The sequence below is a fragment of the Acinetobacter nematophilus genome (genome assembly GCF_026344175.1).
GTDB lineage: Bacteria > Pseudomonadota > Gammaproteobacteria > Pseudomonadales > Moraxellaceae > Acinetobacter > Acinetobacter nematophilus.
Genome location: NZ_JAPKMY010000005.1, coordinates 109107 through 133029, shown reverse-complemented (window position 1 = coordinate 133029; position 23923 = coordinate 109107). Strand labels below are relative to the sequence as shown.

Genomic DNA, 23923 nt, shown 5'->3' with positions numbered 1-23923 from the left:
TGATTTAATTTCAGCTAAGAAAAGAGCGGATGCTCGGTGTGCGAATGGATAAACAAATAATTTTTGAAGATGATCATATCAGAGCAATCTATTTAGCAGGTGAGTCTGACACTTTAGTTCTGTCATTTGGAGATTTGATCACTCGCGCCAAAGGGCTTTCAATTAATGCTGAAAAGTCTTTGATGAAATATAACTATGCCATTGTCGGTATTATGCCTAAGCAGAAGTCTTGGTTTCCTGCATCAAGTATGACGGCACTTTTACAACATCTCCAGCCGATCCTAAGTCAATTCAAGAATATTGTAGGTTATGGTGGATCAATGGGGGGCTATGCAGCAATCAAATATGCCAAAGATTTAAATATGAATCGTGTAGTTGCCATGGTTCCACAATATTCAATAGACCCCACTGAAGTTGAAGATAAACGTTATACTGATTTCTATGATCCTGATCTAAATGCAAATATGCGTATTCAAGCACAGGATATCGTGACCGATTGCGAATACATTATTGTCTATGATCCTTATTTTGAAAACGATAAAGAACATTATTTAAAAATTAAGCCGCTGATTCCTCAACTACATACGCTTCATTTACCCTATACAGGACATGATGCAATTGCTGTTTTGGCGAACTCTGCGTTATTGCATGATTTTATAGAGCGCCCATACGACCAGACTTATTTCTATAAGCAGATCCGTGAGGTCAAGAAGAACAGTAAGTTTTACTATCGCAGTGTGATTGCACGCTTGTTGGGAACGCACAATGAGGCGTTAGGTAAAATTCTCAAAGGAACTGATATTCAACTGGACAGTACCTTCTTTGATGCCAGTTTAAAGCAGACCATTACCCGTATTTTATTGACCAATAAACGCGTTGATGAGCAAGATTTGCAAAAACTTGGGATTCAGGTCAATTTTTCATTTGAGGATAAAACCCAACTACAAGATAGCTTTGGCAATATCTTGGTATTTAATGTCATTACCCAAAAACTGGAAAGCTATGATCAACAGGTCATTGATGTTAATGGCAAATATATCATCCCATTGAATGTTGAAAGCAATGGTCTAGCGCAAGTCGAGATTAAAAAACAGACTTATTTGATTTGCATGAATGATCGTCGTGTGACCAAGCTATTTAAACATGATGAAGCGTTGTCATTGGATATGAATCCAATTGTAATCAAGAAAACGCCAGACTTTTATGTGTTGAGCTATAAAAACTTCTATATGAGCTGTGATATTCAGGGACAGGTCAGTTTTGATGACGAAAGTTTAAATGAGTTTTGTCATTTTAAGATTGCATAACTTAGACTTTTTAGTCGTACGACTAAAATAGATTTTCGCTTAGACCTTTTTAGCAACATCAGTGAATAAAATAGTCTTTTGTCCTCGCCTTGTCCCAAAAGGACAAAGCGGGAACAATAGCAATATGGTTGACGACCAGAAGCTTTGTTGATTGCTGAAAGTGCGTTAACAAATGCTTTGTTTAAATACATTGCTTTAAATCGTGTGTTGGAAACAATGCTTGATGTTTTCTGAATTCATTTTGAACTTTTAAATCAGGCAGTCCATAAGTTTCGCTAGAATATTGATATACACCAGTGACTGCCATGAGCGAGCCTTCCTGACCTTCTTTATAATGATAGCGGAAGGTTTTTCGCGAGGCATGCAGAAGTCTTTGATCAATAAATTTATAGCTAAACAATTGATTTTCCATTTCTAAATAATATCGGGCTTCTATACGACAGCCTTGATCCAATTTAATCAGCTTAAAATAGTTTCCTTCAGAACTTCTAAATCCAGCTTCATCTAAATTTTGAATCGACTGTAAAACATGGTCTTTTGCGATGATTTGGTTTAAGGAGGAGATCCAGAAAATAAAGAATAATATGAGTGATTTATAGATTGATTTTTTCATTTGGATATCTTTTATTGCTTGTTGGAGTCACTATAAATCCCAATCGTGTTTTTTAAAATTAAAAAGTAGATCCTATGCCAAAAATCTCCCTAAACTGAATTAATTATTTTCTCAGTTATAAAAATATAGCCCTCTAAAATCTGCGATTTGCACGTTTAAATGTACCAAAGTCATTAAAACGGACACCATTTTCTTTCATGACTGGATAGCAATCTTGTGCAATGGCTTGCCGAATATAAAATGGATCACGAACAACAAAGTGATGAATTGCATGAGTACCAGCAAAGTTGAAACAGAAAGCTTGTAGAGGCTTCATACGCCAGTCCGTCCATACTTGGCATTGTTGGACAACATTGCCATCTTCGATATCACCGTAATAATGCATATTCGAACTGGTAAAGTGCAAACTGAGGGTGCGTAGGAAATTAGGTGCAGCAACACTCACAGCATAGAATGCTGTCGCTTTGTCAGCAAATTTCCATACGCGATTTTGAGATTGCGAAATACCCAGAGTTTTCATTGCCAATTTGGCAACACTGATCAATAGAAAACTATGCCAGAGGGCATAATGAAGGTGCCCAAATGGTGCATAAGCTGCAGAAAGTTTCGCCTTTAATTTAAGTTTTTCAACTTTTGATAAGTTCTTCTGAGCATGGATAAAACGCTTGGTGGTTTTCATCATGGTGATGGGGCGGAGATAAACAGCCAATATATTGTCACCTGTCATGATCAAGCGTTTTAAACCCCATGTATCTCCATTGTTAATACCGCGTTCTTCCAAATCTGTTTTTGTTCCCGAGGATTTATGATGATGGAGATGTACTTCACGACGTATCCAAGGATTGACTGTACTTGGACGGAAGGCATATACCGCAGCCAGCATGGCATCATTTATTTTTTTATCCTTGCGATAATACATTTGATGAATCAAATCGTGTTCTAGTTCATGCAAAATTGACATCCAAAATGCAGAAAGGGGAATTGCCACATACCAAGCCATTTTCCCACGAGCGTATTGTGTTATATTGAAAATAACCCCCGTAACGGCAATACCCAGAATACCCAAACCGATTTGATCCTGATATTGAACCAGCCAAGGATGGCGTTCTCGTAACTGATTCCCTGCTTCCAAAATCGCTTTACGAATTCGATGACTGCGTTGCTCATCTTCAGCATCAGCAAAGTTCTTGGTTTTGTTCAGCTTGGATACATGTACATCGGAAAGGGGTAAATTCATTTCCGTTTTCCTCTATATTTTTTATGAAAACAAGGAAGTTTTAAAACCAACATTTGTTGGATTTTTTTAAGAGGTTATCTGATGATCAAAATAACGTCAACGTCAGTTTTAAAGAAAATGACCAAAAAAGTGAGTCAGCCAAAACAAGAACGCTCGCAAAAAAGAATGGAAAAAATGCTGGCAACTACACAAGAGTTATTGTTATCCATTGGAATTGAAAAGATTTCCATTCCTGAAATTGCCAATGCTTCGGGTGTTCCACGTACCAGCATTTATCAGTTTTTTCCGACGAAATACGATATTCTGCGTCATATAGCACTCGCACACTTGAATGATTTGGTCAAACAATTGGGGAAAGCGGCTGTCCGAGTATTAACAGACAACCCTAAAGCAAGCATCGAACTCTACGGGCAACTCCTTTCAGAAAGTATGATCCGGACCACGGCTAAATTTTTCAATGAATCTGAAATTGCCAGCCTGCTTATTCTCAGCGGTCCTTTTACGCGGCAAGCATATCTTGAGTACCAAATTGAGTTGAAAAAAGTCAGTGAGGGTGTACGTAAAGCATTGGAAATGATTCAGGTCGATAATTATGTTCCTCAACAACCTGATACTTTAACGATTTTGATGGAATTGGTTTTTACCTGTATGAAACATGGCTATTACAATGAAAGTTATATTTCTGAAGCCATTATTCAAGAAGCTTACCGTATGACCAATGCATATCTATTGGCGCTTAAAAATAATACTTTTGGCTTTCCGCAAGCATCATCACAATCCTAAATTCATTTGATTGGACAGGATGGATTTTCAATGTTGAATGAATGGTGTTATATGTTTAAGAGATGATAAAGGCTTGTATGAAAATCTGTGAAAATTTCATCCTATAAACAAGCTAGTGCAAATGATTGGAACAATAAGGTAAAAGCGAAGCAATGAAGACTGTATTTTTAGATTATGAATCTTTAGACAAAAATGATTTGGATTTTAGTCAGTTAAACGCAGCTTTTGACGAACTTATCCTTTATCCCTCGACCACGACTGAGCAGGTATTGGCGCGTGTAGAGCATGCCGATGTGATCATCAGTAATAAAGTATTGATCAATGCAGAAACAATTGCTCAATCGAAGCAATTAAAGCTCATATTAATTTCGGCAACGGGTACCAACAATGTCGATTTAGATGCAGCCAAATCTAAAGGCATCGTGGTATGCAACTGTCAGGGTTATGGTACATCAGCGGTTGCACAGCATACCCTGACATTGATGCTGGCTTTAGCAACTTCTTTGCTCAAATATGATCGTGCCGTTAAGGAGGGGGAATGGAATAAATCACCAATTTTCTGTTTATTGGATTTTCCTGTGGTAGAACTGTCAGGGAAAACCTTAGGAATTATTGGTTATGGAGCATTGGGACAAGCGGTTGCCAAATTAGCTGAAGCTTTTGGTATGCAGGTTCTGGTCGGGGCACTGCCAAGCCGCCCACAGCATCAAGCACGAATTCCTTTTGCTGATCTACTTCCACAAGTCGATTTTCTTTCTTTACATTGTCCTTTAACAGATGAAACACGGGACTTGATAGATGCACAAGCACTGGACGCAATGAAAAAATCTGCATTTTTAATCAATTGTTCCCGTGGAGGCATCGTGGACGAACAGGCTTTGGCGGATGCATTAAGACAAGGCAAGATTGCAGGCGCAGCGACAGATGTACTTTCTGTTGAACCTCCGAAACAAGGAAATGTGTTGCTTGCAGAGGATATTCCAAACCTGATTATCACCCCGCACAGTGCCTGGGGAAGTGTTGATGCTCGGCAACGTATCGTCAATCAAATGGTGGAAAATTTTGAGGCATTTCAACAGGGGAAAGTGATCCGTCAGGTGAATCACTAAAATTTTAAACAGACATCATGTTATAAATAAAATTATAACTGCATTATTGCTCTTTCAATCACGTCTTCCCTGGATCTAAGCTTTAACGATCTGAGTGAGGGGCTATCTTGGTACACCTGCCTCATCATCTGCGGGTATATTGGTATCATCATTTCGGGTTGAGTCTGTTGATGATGGACTCGGCATGTTGCTCTGGTTCTCTATAGGCAAGCTTTGTTTTTTGATTTCAAGCTCTTGTTGATCTGATTGAATATTTTGAGAAGCTTGTGTTTTGAGTGCTGATGGCGCAACTGATTCTTGCGTTGATGGATTTGCAATAATTTGGTTAGAAATGTTTGGAACATTGGCTACGGTATGGGGATTCGCTGAGTTTGCAGTAGTTGATGATTGACTCAAGCTGCCTTGTTCTATTGGCACGTTATAGCTGTTGTTGCCCATCACACGATCTTTTGTCTGTTCAACCTTTTTGACTGCGGTGTCTATGCCTTGACGCGTATTGTCTCGAGCAATCGTGGCTTGTTCACTGGTATATTTTTTCGTATTCTCAATGGTTTCATCAAAGGACGGTTTGATTTTTTGAATTCCTTTTTCGGTTGCATCTCCTACTTTTTCAGCCGTATTTTGTACTGCTTCACCTGTCTTATGGGCGAGGACTCTAAATATATTGGGATTATCACCATAAGGTTGGGTTTGAGTGCCTGTTTGAGCATACAGTGATGATGTTGCACAAATTGCAGTAACCATACATAAACTTTTTATCTTCACCATGTTTTTCATTCCTTTATGATGACTTTATTAACGCTGCGAATCATATTGGGTAATCATACTGTTTCATTCAATAACAAGCTGAAATGGTAATAAATCCACAACAGCAAAATATAACAATACAAGTTGGAGATTATTACTGGGCATTGGAAAGAAAAGCCCACGGATGTGGGCTTTTCATCTTGATATTGTATTAAATCCAATCCGATTCAATTATTTAGCTGCGATATTTGCTTCGGTTGATACGCCAACCTTTGCGCTACCTACTGGGGTTTTCACTTGCGTATGTGAATTTACTTTCGCACCCGTATTGCTTGATTTTGGCTTAACCAAGTCTTTGGTTTTTTGCCATGTTTTACTGGTCGCAGATTTGGTTTTGTCTTTCGCTTTTACCGCTGCTTCTTTAGTATTGTGACCTGCTTCTGAACTGAGTTTTTTGGTATTTTCCCAAGCACCTTTGCTTGCAACTTTACCTTTATCAATACCGGTTTCAACACTTGTACCGACTTTGTCAGCAGTGTGTTTTGTGCCATCCCACGCATCTTTAGATACTTCACGGGTTTTGTCGACACCTTTTTCAACACCCGTACCTACTTTACCCGCAACATTCTTGGTGCCATCCCAAGCATCTTTGGACACATCACGGGTTTTATCAACACCTTTTTCGATACCATCACCGACTTTAACAGCAGTATTTTTTGTACCATCCCAAGCATCTTTAGAGACTTCACGGGTTTTATCGACACCCTTTTCAATGCCATTCCCGACTTTGTCTGCTGTATTATGGATACCTTGACCAATATTGCTGAGTAAACCTCCACCATTCGCATTGACTTCTGCAGAAGCATTCGCGCTAACATTTGTGTTGGCAAAAAGAAGAGGAGAGCTAGCTAAAAGGGCTGTAGCGATCACTGTTGTTTTAAGCATTTTCTTCATAATTCGTTTTATCCTATACCTGAATGATTTCAAGTTTGAGTGTTGCCTATCATAATGTGAAATATGGATGGAAATCGTCTTTGAGATAAAACAGCAACAGCATATCTACACAGTTTTAACACTAATGTAAAAATTGTGAATAAATATTAAGTTCTATTTTTGGGGGAAATTTATAAATTTTTAAATTTAAAATTCTGATACTTATAAACCAAAAACCACTATTCTAAAACTATGTTCTATTGGCACTCCTAGCTTGTCATTGAAACAGAAAACACATAAGCTTTGGCATCAGTCCCTATCTAATTCCTATAATGAACAATATAAAAATCCTGGTGTTGTTAAGTATATTATTAACTTTTAGACCGAGTTTTGCCTGTGCTTGTGGAGAAGAAATTCCTCTCAGTCATCAAATGATGGGTTGGATTACAACGGCGATCATATTTTTACTCTATTTAGTTCCAAGTTTTTATTTTGCAAAATATTTTAAGAGATATCAGCTATCTATTCTACCCCTCATTTTTCCTCATATGTTAATGTTTGCCCTACTATACGCGATGATGAATTCTTTTAAATTGGGTTTAAATCCAATTTATGATTGGATTGCGACTTACCTCCCGAATAGCTTAATTTTTGCAGCGATTGGATTGATTGGTGTGATTTTTTGGTTCTATCCCGTGATGTATGTGGCTAAAAGAGCTAAATGATTTTGTATTTAGCTCTACCAACATAGCAAAGTGAAGTACCGAGATTAATTGCATTTTTCCAGATTTGATGCTCTAAAGTTGTTTTTGAGTGAATTGAAGTTTTTTAGTGTTTCAGCATCTGTAGGATCAAAAACAGTCTGTTTTTGTTCAATATCCGCATCTACATTTGAAAATGCTGAGATCAATTGTTCACCTTTAAAAATCCAATGCTCAGTTGCTTTTCCTGTTTCAAAGTTCCCTGTAAATTCAATCACGCAGTTATCTGTTTGTCGAATAAGACGGGCGAGGTTGTGTTTGGTATTGGGTTGTGCCGAGATATTCTTGTGTTGTTCTAGAACAGTTGGCGCGTTTGGATTGGTGGGTGTTGTTGAGCAGGCGGTGAGGGCGAGTGTGGTGAATATTGCACAAAATATGATTTTATTAGCCATTACTTTTAAGCTCAGATAGAAAAAGTCATATTCAGTTTATACAAATCATTGAGCAGATTAGGATTTATTTAGTTATTGATTGTTAAAGACTATTTTAAAAAATTACATTCTTTGTCTATATTTTATTTTTCAATGATGCAACTTCTTAATATTGTAGAACAGAAATATTCACAACACTTGTAAACCAGTCAGGCCACTGTAAAGGTAAAAAATTGCTCCCAATACTGAATTCCTGATTCCCAGAGAATGTATTCTTCTAAGATTAAATGAGGAAAGAGCAGAAAAAATTTACATATGCCCTTGATGATCATGGCATGTTTCAACTGCACTTAGATTACTTGTTATAGACGGTAAAAACTTTGAATACAGTAAAGCTTCAGCAACTGGTTTTACATCACTGAATGTTGCAACAGCACCATGAGATAAATTCTGATTATTTTTTGTTATGTAATCCTCAAGCTCTTGAAAGAGCTTGAGGATAGCAATAGTCATTGGTGAATGACTATAAATAGCCGTAATTAGTGCTGTAACACTGAAATATCTGCAACACTTGTAAATAAATCACGTAACTGTGCAAGTAAACGTAAGCGGTTTGCTTTTAACTCGACATCATCCGCCATAACCATAACGCCTTCAAAGAAAGCATCAATTGGTGCACGTAGTGCTGCCAACTTGGAAAGTGCAGTGGTATAGTCTTTTGCATCCAGAAGCGGCTGAACAACAGGAAGAATAGTTTGAATCTCTGTATAAAGTGCTTTTTCAGCATCTTCAACCAATTTCGCTTCAACAATCTCACCTGTAGGTGCAGCTTCTTTCGCCAAGATATTTGCAACACGTTTATTTGCAGCAGCAAGTGCAGCAGCTTCTGGCAAATCACGGAAATGATTCACTGCGGTAACTCGCTTATCAAAATCTAAAGGTGATTTTGGTGAAAGTGCTTGAACAGCCTGAATCACATCAACGGCAACACCTTGGTCTTCGTATTTAGCACGATAACGACCTTCAAGGAATGCCACTGCATCCGCCAAAGTTTTTTCGTGGTCTTTCAATACATCGCCATATGCAGCTAAAGCCAGCTTGATTAATTCTTCAATCGAAACATCAAGATTATTTTCAGTCACTAAGCGTAAGATACCAATTGCAGAACGACGTAAAGCAAATGGATCTTTCGAACCTGTTGGGGCTTGACCAATACCGAAAATACCAGTCAGCGTATCTAAACGATCAGCAAGCGCAAGTGTTGTACCGGTTTTGGTTTTTGGTAGCACATCACCCGCAAATTTAGGCAGGTATTGTTCACCTAAAGCTTCAGCAACTTCATCATTCTCGCCTTCAATGCGAGCATAATAAGTGCCTGCAATCCCTTGTAGTTCAGGGAACTCACCGACTAATTCAGAAGTTAAGTCGCATTTAGCAAGTAGTGCGGCTTTTTCAGCATCCGCAGGTTTTGCACCTGTGATTGCAGATAATGCCACAGCCAATTTAGCAATACGTTCAGACTTATTCCAAAGAGTCCCTAACTGTGCCTGGAATACCATATTGGCCAATTTGTCTTTACGAGATGCGAGTGGCTGTTTTTGATCTTGCAAGAAAAAGAATTCAGCATCTGACAAACGCGGACGTACAACTTTTTCATTTCCTTCAATAATTTGAGTTGGATCTTTAGACTCAATATTTGAAACCGTAATGAAATAAGGTTGTAGTTTGTTTTCAGCATTGACCAAACAGAAATACTTTTGGTTGTCTTGCATGGTCGTGATCAAAGCTTCTTGAGGGACAGCAAGGAAACGCTCTTCAAAACTGGCACGAAGCGCAACTGGCCACTCGACCAATGCAGTCACTTCATCACGAAGATCTGCAGGTACAATCGCAGTCGCATTTACTTCATCTGCTAAAGCTTTGACTTGTTGATCAATGATCGCTTGGCGTTCTGCAAAGTCAGCAACAACATAGGCTTTACGTAGTGCATCTAAATATGCATCTGCATTTGCCAATACAATGGCTTCAGGTGCATGAAAACGATGACCATAAGTCACATTGCCTGTTGTGTGATCTTGAATGGTAGCGTCAATTACAGCGTTATCTTTCAACAATACCACCCATTTTACAGGGCGAACAAATTCAGTACGGCTTGCTGCAGAACGCATGCGTTTAGCAATTGGCAGGTTATCCAATGCTGTTTGTAAAATCTGTGGCAGTAAAACGTCAAGGCTTTGACCCTTGACATCTTTTAAGTAGCAAACTTTTTCAACTTTACCCGCTTGGAATGTTGATACTTGATCTGCCGTAATGCCTTGACCACGCATGAAGCCTTCTAAAGCTTTGGTTGGTTTTCCTTCTGCATCATAAGCTGCTTGAACAGCAGGACCATCGAAACGTTTTTGAGAGTCAGCTTGAGCACCATCCACATTGATGATTTTGAGCGCCAAACGACGTGGTGCAGCATAAGCTTCAATAACTTCAAATGCCAAACCCGCTTCGTTTAGCCCTTTTTCTGTTTCAGCTTTTAAGGCATCACGTAAAGTTTTTAAGCTTTTAGGAGGTAATTCTTCACAGCCAAGTTCGAATAAAACAGTATGTTTAGACATTATTTATTCTCCTCAGCTTTTGCTTCTGCTTCAACTTGCGCCTTCAACTGTGCCAATACTTCATCACGTAAATGCGGTTCAGCCATTGGGAATCCTAATTTCGCACGGGCAGCCACATAGCTTTGTGCAATAGAGCGTGCCAAAGTACGGACACGTAAGATGTAACGCTGACGCTCAGTCACAGAAATTGCACCACGGGCATCAAGCAGGTTAAAACTGTGTGATGCTTTGATGACTTGTTCATATGCAGGAAGTGGAAGCTCGGCTTCCATTAAACGTGTGGCTTCGGCCTCATAAAAGTCAAACAGCTCAAACATTTTTTCAACGTTGGCATATTCAAAGTTATAGGTCGATTGCTCAACTTCGTTTTGGTGGAAAACATCACCATAGGTTACAGTACCGAATTGACCTTTGGTCCACACCAAATCGTAAACAGAATCTACGCCTTGTAGATACATTGCCAAACGCTCTAGTCCATAGGTGATTTCACCTGTAACTGGATAGCATTCAACACCGCCAACTTGTTGGAAGTAGGTAAATTGAGTAACTTCCATACCATTTAACCAAACTTCCCAACCTAAGCCCCAAGCACCTAATGTTGGAGATTCCCAATTATCCTCTACAAAACGAATGTCATGGGTCAAAGTATCAATACCAATTGCTTTTAAAGAATCTAAGTAAAGCTGTTGAATATTGTCAGGGTTTGGTTTAAGCACCACTTGGAATTGATAATAGTGCTGTAAACGGTTTGGGTTTTCGCCATAACGACCGTCTTTCGGACGACGTGATGGCTGAACATAGGCTGCGTTCCATGTTTCAGGACCAAGTGCGCGTAAGAATGTTGCAGTGTGGAATGTCCCTGCACCCATTTCCATATCGTAAGGTTGTAACACTACACAACCTTGTTCAGCCCAGTAGTTTTGTAAGGCAAGAATTAAGCCTTGGAATGTATCAATATGCGATATGGCGCGACTCATGCAGCATCCACTATAAGTATTAGAAAAAATTGGTTCTAAGTATAAGGATTTTGCAGAGGTGTGGCAAAGGTTAGTCTATAAATATTGATACCGATCGCAGAACAGCTCAGGTACATTTTTTTAGATTTTCTTTCGAGATAAAACTTTTCATTTGATGGGCCTCTTTTGTTATTTTCATTTCTTGAATATGCGCTTCGGTTTCTGCATCTGGGGAGTCTGGGTTGATGGCGGGTTCAGAGGTGGAATTCTCAGAGATTAAGATGAGATCATCTCTAAAAAAAGCCCACTCTTTTTCAATAGGCGGGGTATTTTTTGCACTTGTTTTCGTCTTTAATAGGCAGATTTTACCTTTTTTGATCAGTGTGAGTTCAAGTACGCTGGAAGGCGTATTTGCAATTTCAATCTGCTGGGTTTCTAGGATCACAGGTTCGTTTGAAGAGAAGCAGGCGGTAAGCAAAGCGCAAGAAATTAAAGTAATTAAAAGAGGTGTTTTGTTCATCATTAATAATTAAGAAGTTAAATTATATATTTGATATTAACATAAAAAAAATGAATACATGAACTTTCTGGTGGTGAGTTGTATTTTGAAAGTTAGATATTAAGCACGGATCAGGATGATGTTATGAGGCTTTATTTCACGTTAAATAAATGAATTATTTAGAAATCATGATTAAGATTTTCATGGGCCAAATGATGCAAAATAGCAGGAGTCTAGTTTGAAAAATTCGTTCATATTATTAAATGCTGATACTAGTTTGCCTTATACATAAATTTTCGTAGATTGGCTTTTATTATGGCGGTATTTGAGAACTGTTGAAAAATTAAACTTTAAATAAAATTAAATAGTTGAATTATTGATATATAATTTAAAAATTTTTTAAATTTAATATTGATATCAAAATGAGAAAGCTTTTATGAAAAAATTCAATTATTTAGTCTATATTACAACTTTGGGTGTCGTATCAGCAACTTATGCAGAAAATATTGAGAAAGCTCCTTGTTTTGCTCCACAGACAGCACCTATTTTTAAAGAATTTTATGAATTAAATAAAGGATATAATCAAAAGTTATTGTGGGATCATTATGTACAATCACCCACTGATGAAGACTCAAATACCAAAGCAATGCATCAAGCTTTAAATATTTTATTTCGTCAACTGGGACTTTCTGAGGAACAAAAACAACAGATGCAGCCAACACCAAAACAGGCATCCGAAGTAGATCCCGACGGGTTGGAAATTTATAACTTAATGGTGAACGCGCAAAAGTTGTATTATGGTGATCAGGTTGAAATTGACCAAGCTCAGGCTTTTGAGGTGTTGCTAGATGCTGTTAAAAAGGGAAGTGCCGATGCCTATATTTTTTATCCTGTACTGAATCAACATTGTGCTGATCCTGCAAGGAAAGAATCTGCAGTTTCTATATTTCATTCGATTGAAAAGCACATGGGTGACCAAGATGATTATCCAACGCCAATATGGGCATATTTAAGTTATGCATATGCCTATGGTATTGGTGCTGAATTGGATGAGCAAAAGGCACTCAAATATTGGAAAAAAGCTTGGCGCATCTATTCTTTACAATTTGATGCCGATGGTTTTATCGGTTTCATGATGGGGCAAATGGCAGAGCAGAAACCTTATTTAAAATCACATTTGGGTGAAGCTATGAATTATTACAAAATTGCGACCCGAGCAAATGAACATAATCTTCCTGCACAGCAGGCAATTCTAAGATTATTAAAAACCGATAAAAAGTTTGAAGATCTGACCTATGAAATAGAGATATTTGAAGAAACTGAAAATGCAAAACATGATCAAGATCCAAAATCCGCTTATTTTAATTTGTCAGAATTGTATGCACAGAAACAGTCAAAAATTTATAATCCTCAACTGGCAATGACGTGGTTGGAAAAAGCAGCTGAAGCCGGACATGAGCGCGCGCAGTTGAACTTACCACTCTATTATGAACAGGGAAATTTAATTAAAGCTGATCCCCAAAAGGCGATGGAGTTATATCAAAAATATTATGAACAAGACAATATTTTGGTCGGAATATATTTTTTGGATCGTTTAGAGAATGGAGCTAAAGGTATTACTAAAAATCCGATGAAAGCCAAGATTGTTCGCGAAGACTTAACTCAAAAATATCGTGCGTTAGGGCAAACTGGTAAAATTCCAAAACCTTCAGAATTAAGATTAATGCAACGAATGTATTAAATCAGACGCTTGCTCAGATTAGTGGCTCACTAACCTGAGCAAGCGCGAATATCGAATTTTGATCGAGAAAATCTTTACATTGACGATCAGTCTTTATGTATCTGTTTTTGCTAAGTTATTCTGATCAAGTTTAGGTTGAGAAGAAAATAACTTTAAAAACCCCCAATAACAGCAGCCTGAAAAAATTGAAATTGCATAGAAAAACCAGTCATTGAATAATGTCCAGATGGGAGTTGGCAGTGAGCCAGTAAAAATCAAATAGCCAATGATGCTAACAATCAGCCACATCAATATCGAGCCAAAGAAAATACTGAAAAAATTTAGCCAATATTTGTGTGCAAGCCATAATGAAAGTGCATATGCAATTGGAATGACAATCACACAGTAAATCAAATAAATCATTAAACTGATACCAAACACTGTAAGTAAGGACTGCACATCATATTGATGATTCATGAAAAGAAAAAAAGTGCCCAACACGACTAAACTCATGCTCGGCGCTAAAAATAAAGCTTTTAAAATAGATTTATTGCTATATTGAGCCATGATCAAAACAACAAATGAGATTTAATAATGAAAGCATGCCTAAAAATGATTATTTCTTCTACTGTGATTTTTTCCACTTGGGTCTACGCAGAAAATCACGAGATCAAAATGGATATATACAACAAATGTGTTGATCAAACAATTGAAGAGCTCGGATTGGGAAATATTAATAATGCTGTTGTAGAAGTATGTAGCCACCAAGGCAAAGCATTCTATGAAAAAGAAATTGTCAAAGTATTAGACGATATAAAAAAACAAAGCCAGCAAGACAATCAACAAGAACGTTATACAGACGTGCTGAAATCACAACGTTTGTGGAAAGCTTATGTTGATCAGGAGTGTCAAAACGCTGGGCGATATATAGGTTCGCCCATGTACGAGTTTTGCCCCATGCAAGAATATGGCAAAAGGTTAGAGCAGTTAACTGAATATGTACGATGAAAAATCATTCTATGAGAAATATAGTAGAAATATTTATACATCTAAGATGGATAATAAATACACCTTATAATCACAACAACGTATAATTCGCACTTCAACAGCGCAAAAGTGAAGGATTGCCGTGTTTCATACGCAACTTGAATGGTTAAATACCTTAAAACCCAATTTTAAAGTGTTACCCCTAAAAGATCGTTTACTTTGCGGCTTGGGTGCACTTTTGGGTTTGGCAATATCCTCACTGATCTGTTGGTATGTATTAGGCGGCTTTAACGCATGGTATATCGCACCGATGGGAGCATCCTCGGTATTGCTATTCGCAGTGCCTGCAAGTCCTTTGGCACAGCCTTGGAATATGGTGGTTGGAAATACCATTGCAGGTTTGATTGGCGTGACATGTGCACTATTGATTTCCAATCCGACAGAAGCATTCAGTATTGCCGTTGCTTTGTCGATTTTCTTGATGATGAGTACGGACTCTCTACATCCACCGAGCGGTGCAGTGGCGATTACTGCGGTATTGGGCGGCGATTCGATACATCAACTGGGTTATCATTTTATTTTCTATCCCGTGTTGATTAACTCTGTATTTTTGCTGGTGATTGCGATTATTTTTAATCGGATGTTAGGTAAACAATATCCTCAAGCTGCACAAATCAATGTTCGATCTAAAGACCCAACGCCAACACAAAAAGTCACCATCCAACCGCAAGATATTCAAGAGGTCTTGGAGCATCAAACTCAGCTTTTAGACATCAGTGAATATGATTTGCAAAAAATAATTTTAGAAGCGCAAGAGAAAGCCAATGCACGCGCAGTTCATGAATTTCTTTGTCAGGATATTATGAGTAAAGACGTGATTAGCTTAGATGAGCAGGATGATATCCACCAAGCCTTGGATAAATTCAAACGAGTAAATTTAATGAGTTTACCCGTAGTCAATGCCGGATATGAGTTGGTAGGTACCTTGGCGTTGTATGAAATTGTAGAGTGGTTTAAAAGAGCAGCTGATCCACGAGCTTCATGGGAACACTTCGTCAAACAAATTATGAATCGACAGGTCGTGACAGTACAACCCACACAGCCCATTCAAGATTTAGTTCCTTATTTTGTGGAGCGTTCTTTTAACTATATCCCTGTGATTGAAAATCAAAAGTTGGTGGGAATCATTAGTCGAGCAGACATGATTGCGGCATTACAACAACAGTTGAATAATTCAGAGTAAATTCATGCTAAATAAAAAAAGCTACAACAGTTTGGGGGAACTGTTGTAGCAGAAAAGGGAAAATGTTTGAAAGAATTTTGTTAATGGGTTTTTTCTTCATAAATGGTACGTACAGGACGCTGATAGGCCTGATGATCATTCAAGCGTAAATTCTGTTTAGGCATCAGTAACCAAAGAATCAGATAGACCAGAATACCTGGAAATGCAGCACTCATACATGAAACAATCACGAAAATGATACGCAGCAAAGTCACATTCCAACCAAAACGTTCAGCAATACCGCCCATAACACCGGCGATCATATTATGTCGGCTTGAACGATATAAACCAGAATTGGTCATTTAAATCTCCTTAGAAAGTTATCAGTCACAGGTCTTGATTTAGCAATGTAAAAACAATCACTGTACTTTTAATAATGGAGTTACGGCACAATTCTTCAAGTAAAGTGCCGATAAAAATTGTTAATACTGTGTAACAATGTTTCTTAAATTATTCAAAATACTGTAAAAAAGCGGACGTAATGCGCGTGCTGACGAGTTGAAAAAAAAGTGTTTTTTATACTTTTGTAAAAAAAATACCGTGACGATTTCGAGAAGTGGTACAACGCAATACTATATGCGCATGCAGATGAATGTTTGGCATGTTTTTACTCAGTATATTTGGGTTATTGGAATTTATGCATTTGATGGTTCATAAAACAAGCTTTCTTGGAATTTTAGGTATAGGTATCTGTAGCTTATTGAGTGCTTGTGATTCTTCAAAATCGAACAATAAACAACAGAGTTCTTCTGATACACAGAATTCATCTAGTGAGATTGCACTGCAAGAAGCAACACAAGCCGTACCTGCAAATGACGGTAAAAAACTGAGTGAAGTTGCAGGTCAGGCAACCTTACCCGCAATGAGTGAGGTAAAAGGCTTTTCACCACAGCGTCAAAGTTTATCATCCAAAGCAGAAGCCTTTGTTGGGCGTTATCATGTTCAAATCAGCTGTGATGATCCATTTGCGAAGTGTGATCAGGGCAGTGCAGAGTTTATTATCAACTTACTGGCAGATGGAACAGCGCACCGTACTTTTGTATATATGGGTAAAATAAGCTATGAAAATAGTGATGTAAAATCCAATCGAAGCTATCAAAAGAATACATGGATTTATGATGAAGCTCAGCATGAAATCATTGTGAATAGAATAGAGGGGATTCAGTTTTTTTATAAAGTAGATGTGCATAACAACTTGATTATGGACATTGACAGAATTCTCAATGGAACCGAAGAGAATCGTTTGTATTTTAGTCAACATCCCACAGCACCAACAAAAGCGTATGTATTAAAAAGATTTGATAATTAAAGTGAATAAATCGTTTTTAAATCTGGTGGGTTGTGTGGGGTTCGAACCCACGACCAATAGATTAAGAGTCTACTGCTCTGCCAACTGAGCTAACAACCCTGTATTTGTCTAAAACAAGTATATTAGACACAACAACAAAAGATGAAGCAAAATTTTCGAGAACGGCGAAGCATCAAAAAAGATGATGTTTGGTCTAGGTCGGAATATTTGCAGGTTTCGTTTCTAGTATAGTCCCTAAGGAGTACAGAAAGAAGCCCTAAGAAAGAATGGTGGGTCGTCCGCGATTCGAACGCGGGACCAACGGATTAAAAGTCCGCTGCTCTACCAGCTGAGCTAACGACCCTGAGTCAGGATGTATAAAGTATAACTTTATCCGAATCAATGAAAATCTAAATTTTCATTCGGTATCCATGTTCAGATTGAAACATAAAGATGGTGGGTCGTCCGCGATTCGAACGCGGGACCAACGGATTAAAAGTCCGCTGCTCTACCAGCTGAGCTAACGACCCTGAGTTAGGATGTAAAGTGAAACTTTACTTAAAACGATATGAAAACCAGTAATTTTCATTCGTTATCCATACAGGTCAAAACAATAAGTGGTGGGTCGTCCGCGATTCGAACGCGGGACCAACGGATTAAAAGTCCGCTGCTCTACCAGCTGAGCTAACGACCCTTTTGTTTTGATGGAGCGTATTTTAGCAAGATATTGATAGAGCGCAAGTAAAAATTAAGAAAGTTTGCAACGTTCGGTTATAAATAACACAAAATCAATTAAAAAAGCCCTGAAAACAGGGCTTTTATTTCTAGAAACGGTATTTATAAGCTTCAATATTGGCGTAAACTTCTGGGGTGACATCACAATATGCTGTCGCACTCGGTAAAAGTACCAGCAAGCGATCAGAGGTTTTTTCAGGATTAAAGGCCTGTTCTTTCAGTTTGTTCTTCTGATATTTAAATGTTCCAGTCGTTTCTACAATCTCTTGAACCCGTAAAAAAACTGGAACAGCATAAGCGGGAAGGTTCTTTTTAAAATCAGCAACCATTTGGCTCAAATCTTGTTCTGTCAGTTGTTCACCTTCATGTAAGGTAATGGCCGCCATACCTGCACGACCATTGGTATTGGGAATTTCAACGCCGTAAACCACTGCTTCTGTAATCTTAGGATAGTCGCTACAGATATTCTCAACTTCAGTGGTAGATACATTTTCACCTTTCCAACGGAAAGTATCTCCCAGACGATCAACAAACTGAGCATGACGGAAACCGATATCACGGACCAAATCGCCAGTGATAAAATAAGCATCGCCTTGTTTAAAGACATCCTTCATGATCACTGATTTGTTTTTTTCTGGGTCTGTATAGCCATCAAAAGGAGAACGCTTGGTAATTTTACCAATCAATAAGCCCACTTCGCCTTTTTTGACTTTTTGGCAGTAGCCATCTGCATCACGTACTGCTTCATTACTTTCTTTATCAAACTGTACAATGGCATAAGGGGTAGGGGAAAAACCAACAGTATTATCAAAGTTGAAGATATTGCTGAAACCCACATTGCCTTCACTTGAGGCGTACAATTCAAGTATTTCTTCAATACCAAAGCGCTGTTTAAACTTGTTCCAGATATTTGGACGCATGCCATTACCGATCATTTTGGTGACACGGTGTGAATGATCAAGTTCGGTTGGTGCTGCATCCATGAGATAGCGACAGAGTTCCCCCACGTATCCAATTGCAGATGCGTTGAACTTTTTAACATCTGACCAAAATGCAGAGGTTGAAAATTTACGGCGGATAGCCAAAGCCGAGCCACCTGCAATGACACCGCACCAACACACCACCATACCTGTTGCATGATAAAGCGGTAAAGTACAGTACATTACGTCATCTTCACCTAAGTTTAAGATGTGACCATATGTGCCATAGGCAAGCGTCCAACGACTATTGGTAAATACAACAGCTTTAGGCAACCCCGTTGTTCCAGAGGTATAGATGTAAAATAATCCATCTTTGCCTTTAACATTGTGTGTTGTTGCAGGATTGAATTTAGGAAATGCATCAATTTCTTGTGCAAGATTGATATAGCCCTGCGGTGCGCTACCAGATTCTTTCAGGGTATCTTGATCTGCAAACCAGTGTAGGCGATCTGAAGCGATATTTAAATCTTGACGAACTTCATCCACCGCAGCACGACATTCCTCTCCAACCACAATTGCAACAGGATTAACGAGGTTGACACTGTGTGTGAGTACTTTGCCTGTTTGTGAGGTATTCACCAGTGCAGATGTCACACCAATTTTTGCTAAAGCAATCACTGTTGCAATCAACTCTGGACGATTTTCGATCATTACAGTGATCACATCGCCTTTTTTTATACCAAGAGAAAGATAGAAATGTGCAATTTGATTTGCCCAAGCATTCAGCTCTTTATAGCTGTAGCGTTGATTTTCAAATAATAACGCATCTCCATATGGATTACGCTTGACCGCTCGTTCAAAAGCCAGACCTAGCCCGGCAGGGGTATTGGGCGTTCTGATATAAGCTTGTTTAAGTCCAGTCAGGATATTTGGAAGCTTATTGATGAGCTGTGGTAAGCGCTCGGCTACATCAGCAAATCCGATGAGATCGGTCTGTGTTGTTTGACTCATATCAATCCTATTTTTTTTTCGTAATCCAATACAATTTCTTAGCGTGTCATTGAGCTGCATAAGGTACGTATCAAATTTCATGTCATGTCTGTGTTGAAGTAAACATGTATAAATGATCAGTAGATACTATTTTTAGTTCCAGATGTAAGCATTAGAGCGGAAATAAAAATCACCTTATCGTTTAGACATTTGTCTTTTTAATCGTTTAAGACTAGTGCAATCAACCTAATCTGACAAATGTCTTTAAAATCTATTCAAAATAGCAAAAAAACCTAGCCATCGAAATGACTAGGTTTTCTTTAATCGCTACATTTTAAGCAAATTTACTTGATTACTCAGCAGCTGGCGGTGTCGCTTTTTTTGGCGGACGTCCACGAGGGCGACGGGGGCGAGCAGGCTTATCTTCTGTCGCAGCAGCGTCTGTCTTGGATGTTGCTGTCTCATCAGAAGCTGCTGCTGTATCTAAAGCCAAAGCTTGCTGTGCTTTTTGCGCTTTTTCCGTTGCAGCTGTTGCACTTTTTGACGGTTTTGCCGCTACGGTTTCAGTTGCTGTAGTTGATTTAGCAGCAACAGACGCCACTGTGGTTTCCACAGTGTTTTCTGTCTGGGCTTTTTCTTCAACAGTTTCCGGTGCAGAAACATCTCCCGTTACTGTCTCTTCTGCTTTAGCTTCCGCTGGCGCTGCAGGTTTTGCTTGTTCTTGATTTTGCTCAAGTTCAGCCTGATGTGCTTGCTTTGCCTGCACCGCAGCCTGTTTGGCTAAACGACGACGTTCACGAGGATCATTTGCTACACGGCGGTCATTTTCAGGTTTTGGCGGTGTTAAATCTAACACTTCTGCGGGTTGTGCTTCTGGCGCTGCTTTTGTAACAGCAACATCACGTGTCACAGGTTGTTTCGCTGGTTCAACAGTTTCTTGAACTGTTAAGGTTGCAGAATACTCTTCTGTGAATTTAAGCAACGCACGATTGAATGTTGGAATTAAACCAAATTGTTCAATCAGTACCGCGCAATCATCACCATAGACATGGCGAATCAAAGAACCCACAGAGTACTGATTTAACATCGGTACTTGAGAAGGTCTGATCTTAGGTGCGGCAGCTTTTGCTTGTGCTGCTTCACGCTGTTGACGGCGTTTTTGACGAGGATCATTGCTCGCACGTTGAACAGGCTGCTGTACTTCAGTTGTCTCCACGCTGAGTTGTGGCTCAGCCTGTACGCTCTGATTTTCTTCAGCAGGTATAGCCACAGGTTGAGTTTCAGCAGAGCGAGGTGCTTTTGCTACAGTTTCGCCTTTTTCATGACGATCATGTTTCTTCGCTTTCGCAGGTACTGTGGCTTGTTGCGGTGTCAATGCAACAATTTCACTTTGGACCTGATCCAGATTAACCACCAATGCAGTGGTCATCGATGCATGTTGAGGTGCATCAATAACTTCAACTTTGGGTTGTTTGTCTTGCGGTTGAGCTAACTCTACAGACGCGTTGTGAGATGCAGCTTGTTGCTCATCATTAAATACGCTGTTGTCGCGGTGACGATTTGGACGATTTGGACGCTGTTGATGATTGCGATCACGGCGCGGAACAGCTTGTTCATTATTTGCCTCTGCATGTTGATCATGCTGTGGGCGTTGCTGCTTTTGTTGACGACGTTGATCACGTTGCTCCTGACGCTGTTCTTGGCGTTGCTCTTGACGAGTCACCTGAACCACTTCTTCGATCACTTGATGTTGATCATTCGCCTGTTCACGAGACTCTTTGTGCTTGTTGCGATTTTTGTTTTTATTATTACGTTGAGATTTTTCTTCTTTCTCAACATGCTTTTCATATTCACGCGGTTCTGATTTTTGAACTGGTGTATGTGAAAGATAAGCATTGGTTTCAGGAACAATCTGAGCTTCAATTGCTGTTGTTGAAGCATGCTGATTGATTTGACCAAACTGACCACGGCTGACAGCACCGCCATTAATCATTTGTTCAATCGCTGCTGCTGCATTGTTTGCAGTACGTGATTGGTCAATGGTTGCGGCTTGTTTTTGTACAAACAAGTTTTCTAACCATGCGCATGGACTTGATGATGTTTGAGCAATTTGAGCCTGAACCGCTTTTTGAGCTTGAGCAGGTTGCTGCTTTCTATTTTGTTTATTGTTTTGTGCTTGGGCAGGTGCAGTATTTTGCAGAGTCTGTTCTTCTTCCAAATGCCATTCAGAAGATTGATAACCCAGTTCTTTTTCACTTGAACGTGTTGCTTCTGTACGCTCATAGCTTGTTGGCGCAAAACCTTCCGGATTATATGAAATTTCGTAATGCGGTGTTTCTAAATGCGGGTGAGGCAGTACAGTCACGCGCACATTTGAGGTCTGCTCTAAGTAAACTAGGCTGTGGCGTTTCTCATTCAATAAGAATGCCGCGATTTCAACAGGGACTTCAACTTGAACTTCACCATGACGTTCACGAAGCGCGATTTCTTCAACCTTACGCATGATTGAAAGAGAAAGTGAGCGTAAGTCACGAACCATACCTGTACCATGACAGCGCGGGCATACATAACCTGTTGCTTCTTCCAGTGATGGACGTAAACGCTGGCGGCTCATTTCCATTAAACCAAAACGTGACAATTGACCAAACTGGATACGTGCACGATCACTTTGTGTTGCTTCACGAAGTTTGGCTTCGACCATACGTTGGTTACGTTCTTTGGTCATATCGATGAAGTCGATCACAACTAGACCACCGATATCACGTAAACGTAATTGGCGAGCAATTTCTTCTGCAGCTTCTAAGTTGGTGCTTAACGCAGTTTCTTCTACGTCGTGACCACGCGTTGATTTTGCTGAGTTGATATCAATTGAAACCAAAGCTTCAGTTTGGTCAATGACAATCGAACCACCTGAAGGAAGCTTGACTTCACGTTCATAAGCCGTTTGAATTTGGCTTTCAATACCAAAGTGAGCAAACAATGGTTCATTTAAAGTATAGGTTTTGAGTTTATCCAATTGATTTGGCATCACCGCTTTAACAAAGTTGTAGGCTTCGTTATATGCTTGCTCTGAATCAATTAAAATTTCTGCTACATCATCACGTAAGTAATCACGAATGGCGCGGGTAACCACACCTGCTTCTTGATGGACAAGCATTGGTGATGGACCTGAGTTGGCCGAGTTTTGGATTTGAGCCCAAAGATCCAATAAATGCTGTAAGTCGAGTTGTAGTTCTTCTTGTGAACGACCAATCCCCGCGGTACGAACAATGACACTCATGCCACGTGGTGTGTTTAATGAAGCCAACATCTCTTTCAATTCTTCACGAACTGATCCAGAAATTTGACGACTGATACCGCCACCTTTTGGATTGTTTGGCATAAGCACCAAATAACGACCCGCCAGAGAAATATAAGTTGAAAGTGCGGCACCTTTATTGCCACGTTCTTCTTTTTCAACTTGCACTAAAAGTTCAGTGCCTTCTGTAATCAACTCACGGATATTTGAAGTTTGGCGAGGATCTGCCTTGTAGTAACTATTTGCAATTTCGCGCATCGACAAGAAACCTTGACGACCTGCACCATATTCTACAAATACAGCTTCTAAAGAGGGTTCTACGCGAGTGACATGCCCTTTATAAATATTGGCTTTCTTTTGCTCACGGGTACGATTTTCTAAGTCGAAATCATAAAGACGGTGACCAGTGATGAGTGCAACGCGAACTTCTTCTGCATGTGTTGCATTAATCAACATACGTTTCATGGGTGTAACACCTAATAGTGATTCACACCAACAACTCGCTATCTGTTTAAGTGAAGCGAACATCTGAATATTGGATCAAAACTCAAACCATCAGTACATCTATATGATTTCAGTAATGAACCCACTTGTTTTGAGCAAGCTTGGGCTTTTGATACCTGTATTGATGCTGCAATACTTCTTTAATCTTTGCACAATTAAAGTTTTTGAGGCTTTCACTGGTACTGAAAGTGGTGCATTGGATGACTGATTTGTTTCGTCTTTCACTGTCACATTGCTCGAAGAGCATCTCAACTTTGGTGAGAGCGTCTTGATA

General features: G+C 39.2%; 22 protein-coding genes and 4 tRNA genes. 9 read left to right on the top strand and 17 right to left on the bottom strand.

Features of this window, described 5'->3' with window-relative positions:
• The first annotated feature begins 44 nt into the window (after window positions 1–44).
• Window positions 45–1307, top strand: coding sequence for a hypothetical protein (locus OSH00_RS11325; RefSeq protein ID WP_266130509.1), 1263 nt, complete (start codon window positions 45–47; stop codon window positions 1305–1307).
• 181 nt (window positions 1308–1488) lie between these two features.
• Here the strand turns inward: OSH00_RS11325 and OSH00_RS11320 are convergent, their stop codons facing one another.
• Together OSH00_RS11320 and OSH00_RS11315 are read right to left on the bottom strand one after the other, a co-directional pair.
• Window positions 1489–1920, bottom strand: coding sequence for a hypothetical protein (locus tag OSH00_RS11320; RefSeq protein WP_266130508.1), 432 nt, complete (start codon window positions 1918–1920; stop codon window positions 1489–1491).
• A gap of 133 nt (window positions 1921–2053) precedes the next feature.
• Window positions 2054–3157 carry a fatty acid desaturase gene (locus tag OSH00_RS11315; RefSeq protein WP_266130507.1) on the bottom strand — a complete coding sequence of 368 codons (1104 nt, stop codon included), beginning with the start codon at window positions 3155–3157 and terminating at the stop codon, window positions 2054–2056.
• Window positions 3158–3238: 81 nt separating this feature from the next.
• Here OSH00_RS11315 and OSH00_RS11310 point away from each other — a divergent pair, with 81 nt between their 5' ends.
• Both OSH00_RS11310 and OSH00_RS11305 read left to right on the top strand, forming a co-directional pair.
• A complete protein-coding gene (locus OSH00_RS11310) occupies window positions 3239–3940 on the top strand; it encodes a TetR/AcrR family transcriptional regulator (protein ID WP_266130506.1) in 702 nt (233 codons plus the stop codon).
• Between the two features lie 152 nt (window positions 3941–4092).
• Complete coding sequence (locus OSH00_RS11305; protein WP_266130505.1) at window positions 4093–5049, top strand: 2-hydroxyacid dehydrogenase; 957 nt, start codon at window positions 4093–4095, stop codon at window positions 5047–5049.
• A 102-nt stretch (window positions 5050–5151) separates the two neighbouring features.
• Here the strand turns inward: OSH00_RS11305 and OSH00_RS11300 are convergent, their stop codons facing one another.
• The gene (locus OSH00_RS11300; protein WP_266130504.1) at window positions 5152–5817 is read right to left on the bottom strand and encodes a hypothetical protein; all 666 of its coding nucleotides are present in this window, start codon (window positions 5815–5817) and stop codon (window positions 5152–5154) included.
• 210 nt (window positions 5818–6027) lie between these two features.
• On the bottom strand, window positions 6028–6750 hold the full coding sequence (locus OSH00_RS11295; protein ID WP_266130503.1) for a hypothetical protein: 723 nt from the start codon (window positions 6748–6750) through the stop codon (window positions 6028–6030).
• 311 nt (window positions 6751–7061) lie between these two features.
• Here OSH00_RS11295 and OSH00_RS11290 point away from each other — a divergent pair, with 311 nt between their 5' ends.
• Window positions 7062–7454, top strand: coding sequence for a hypothetical protein (locus OSH00_RS11290; RefSeq protein ID WP_266130502.1), 393 nt, complete (start codon window positions 7062–7064; stop codon window positions 7452–7454).
• Window positions 7455–7498: 44 nt separating this feature from the next.
• Here the strand turns inward: OSH00_RS11290 and OSH00_RS11285 are convergent, their stop codons facing one another.
• The 5 genes from OSH00_RS11285 to OSH00_RS11265 all read right to left on the bottom strand — a co-directional run bounded on the left by OSH00_RS11285 (window position 7499) and on the right by OSH00_RS11265 (window position 11949).
• Entirely contained in the window at window positions 7499–7882 is a 384-nt protein-coding gene (locus OSH00_RS11285) for a hypothetical protein (protein ID WP_266130501.1), read from the bottom strand.
• A 288-nt stretch (window positions 7883–8170) separates the two neighbouring features.
• Window positions 8171–8374, bottom strand: a complete 204-nt coding sequence (locus OSH00_RS11280) for a hypothetical protein (RefSeq protein WP_266130500.1) — start codon at window positions 8372–8374, stop codon at window positions 8171–8173.
• Between the two features lie 26 nt (window positions 8375–8400).
• Complete coding sequence (gene glyS / locus OSH00_RS11275; protein ID WP_266130499.1) at window positions 8401–10470, bottom strand: glycine--tRNA ligase subunit beta; 2070 nt, start codon at window positions 10468–10470, stop codon at window positions 8401–8403.
• Window positions 10470–11447, bottom strand: coding sequence for a glycine--tRNA ligase subunit alpha (gene glyQ, locus OSH00_RS11270; RefSeq protein WP_004826512.1), 978 nt, complete (start codon window positions 11445–11447; stop codon window positions 10470–10472). Before glyQ ends, glyS begins: the two co-directional genes overlap by 1 nt.
• Window positions 11448–11553: 106 nt before the next feature.
• The gene (locus OSH00_RS11265; protein WP_338150160.1) at window positions 11554–11949 is read right to left on the bottom strand and encodes a hypothetical protein; all 396 of its coding nucleotides are present in this window, start codon (window positions 11947–11949) and stop codon (window positions 11554–11556) included.
• 412 nt (window positions 11950–12361) lie between these two features.
• Here OSH00_RS11265 and OSH00_RS11260 point away from each other — a divergent pair, with 412 nt between their 5' ends.
• On the top strand, window positions 12362–13666 hold the full coding sequence (locus OSH00_RS11260) for a tetratricopeptide repeat protein (protein ID WP_266130497.1): 1305 nt from the start codon (window positions 12362–12364) through the stop codon (window positions 13664–13666).
• 93 nt (window positions 13667–13759) lie between these two features.
• Here the strand turns inward: OSH00_RS11260 and OSH00_RS11255 are convergent, their stop codons facing one another.
• The gene (locus OSH00_RS11255; protein ID WP_266130496.1) at window positions 13760–14212 is read right to left on the bottom strand and encodes a hypothetical protein; all 453 of its coding nucleotides are present in this window, start codon (window positions 14210–14212) and stop codon (window positions 13760–13762) included.
• 27 nt (window positions 14213–14239) lie between these two features.
• Here OSH00_RS11255 and OSH00_RS11250 point away from each other — a divergent pair, with 27 nt between their 5' ends.
• Window positions 14240–14653, top strand: coding sequence for a lysozyme inhibitor LprI family protein (locus OSH00_RS11250; protein ID WP_266130495.1), 414 nt, complete (start codon window positions 14240–14242; stop codon window positions 14651–14653).
• Between the two features lie 121 nt (window positions 14654–14774).
• Complete coding sequence (locus OSH00_RS11245; protein WP_266130494.1) at window positions 14775–15875, top strand: HPP family protein; 1101 nt, start codon at window positions 14775–14777, stop codon at window positions 15873–15875.
• A gap of 80 nt (window positions 15876–15955) precedes the next feature.
• Here the strand turns inward: OSH00_RS11245 and OSH00_RS11240 are convergent, their stop codons facing one another.
• Entirely contained in the window at window positions 15956–16216 is a 261-nt protein-coding gene (locus OSH00_RS11240) for a PspC domain-containing protein (RefSeq protein ID WP_266130493.1), read from the bottom strand.
• Between the two features lie 344 nt (window positions 16217–16560).
• Between OSH00_RS11240 and OSH00_RS11235 the strand changes: the two genes are divergently transcribed.
• Window positions 16561–17223 carry a hypothetical protein gene (locus OSH00_RS11235; protein WP_338150162.1) on the top strand — a complete coding sequence of 221 codons (663 nt, stop codon included), beginning with the start codon at window positions 16561–16563 and terminating at the stop codon, window positions 17221–17223.
• Window positions 17224–17246: 23 nt separating this feature from the next.
• Here OSH00_RS11235 and OSH00_RS11230 read toward each other — a convergent pair.
• The 6 genes from OSH00_RS11230 to OSH00_RS11205 form a co-directional block, all read right to left on the bottom strand.
• Window positions 17247–17322: transfer RNA gene (locus OSH00_RS11230), tRNA-Lys, on the bottom strand.
• Between the two features lie 168 nt (window positions 17323–17490).
• Window positions 17491–17566: transfer RNA gene (locus tag OSH00_RS11225), tRNA-Lys, on the bottom strand.
• Between the two features lie 90 nt (window positions 17567–17656).
• Window positions 17657–17732, bottom strand: a tRNA-Lys gene (locus OSH00_RS11220).
• Window positions 17733–17820: 88 nt separating this feature from the next.
• Window positions 17821–17896 (bottom strand) — tRNA-Lys (locus OSH00_RS11215).
• Window positions 17897–18026: 130 nt separating this feature from the next.
• Window positions 18027–19868, bottom strand: a complete 1842-nt coding sequence (locus OSH00_RS11210) for a long-chain-acyl-CoA synthetase (protein ID WP_266130491.1) — start codon at window positions 19866–19868, stop codon at window positions 18027–18029.
• A 331-nt stretch (window positions 19869–20199) separates the two neighbouring features.
• On the bottom strand, window positions 20200–23610 hold the full coding sequence (locus OSH00_RS11205) for an Rne/Rng family ribonuclease (protein WP_266130490.1): 3411 nt from the start codon (window positions 23608–23610) through the stop codon (window positions 20200–20202).
• A 115-nt stretch (window positions 23611–23725) separates the two neighbouring features.
• On the opposite strand from OSH00_RS11205, the gene OSH00_RS11200 reads away from it, so the two are divergent.
• The gene (locus OSH00_RS11200) at window positions 23726–23857 is read left to right on the top strand and encodes a hypothetical protein (RefSeq protein WP_265092640.1); all 132 of its coding nucleotides are present in this window, start codon (window positions 23726–23728) and stop codon (window positions 23855–23857) included.
• Window positions 23858–23923 lie beyond the last annotated feature (66 nt).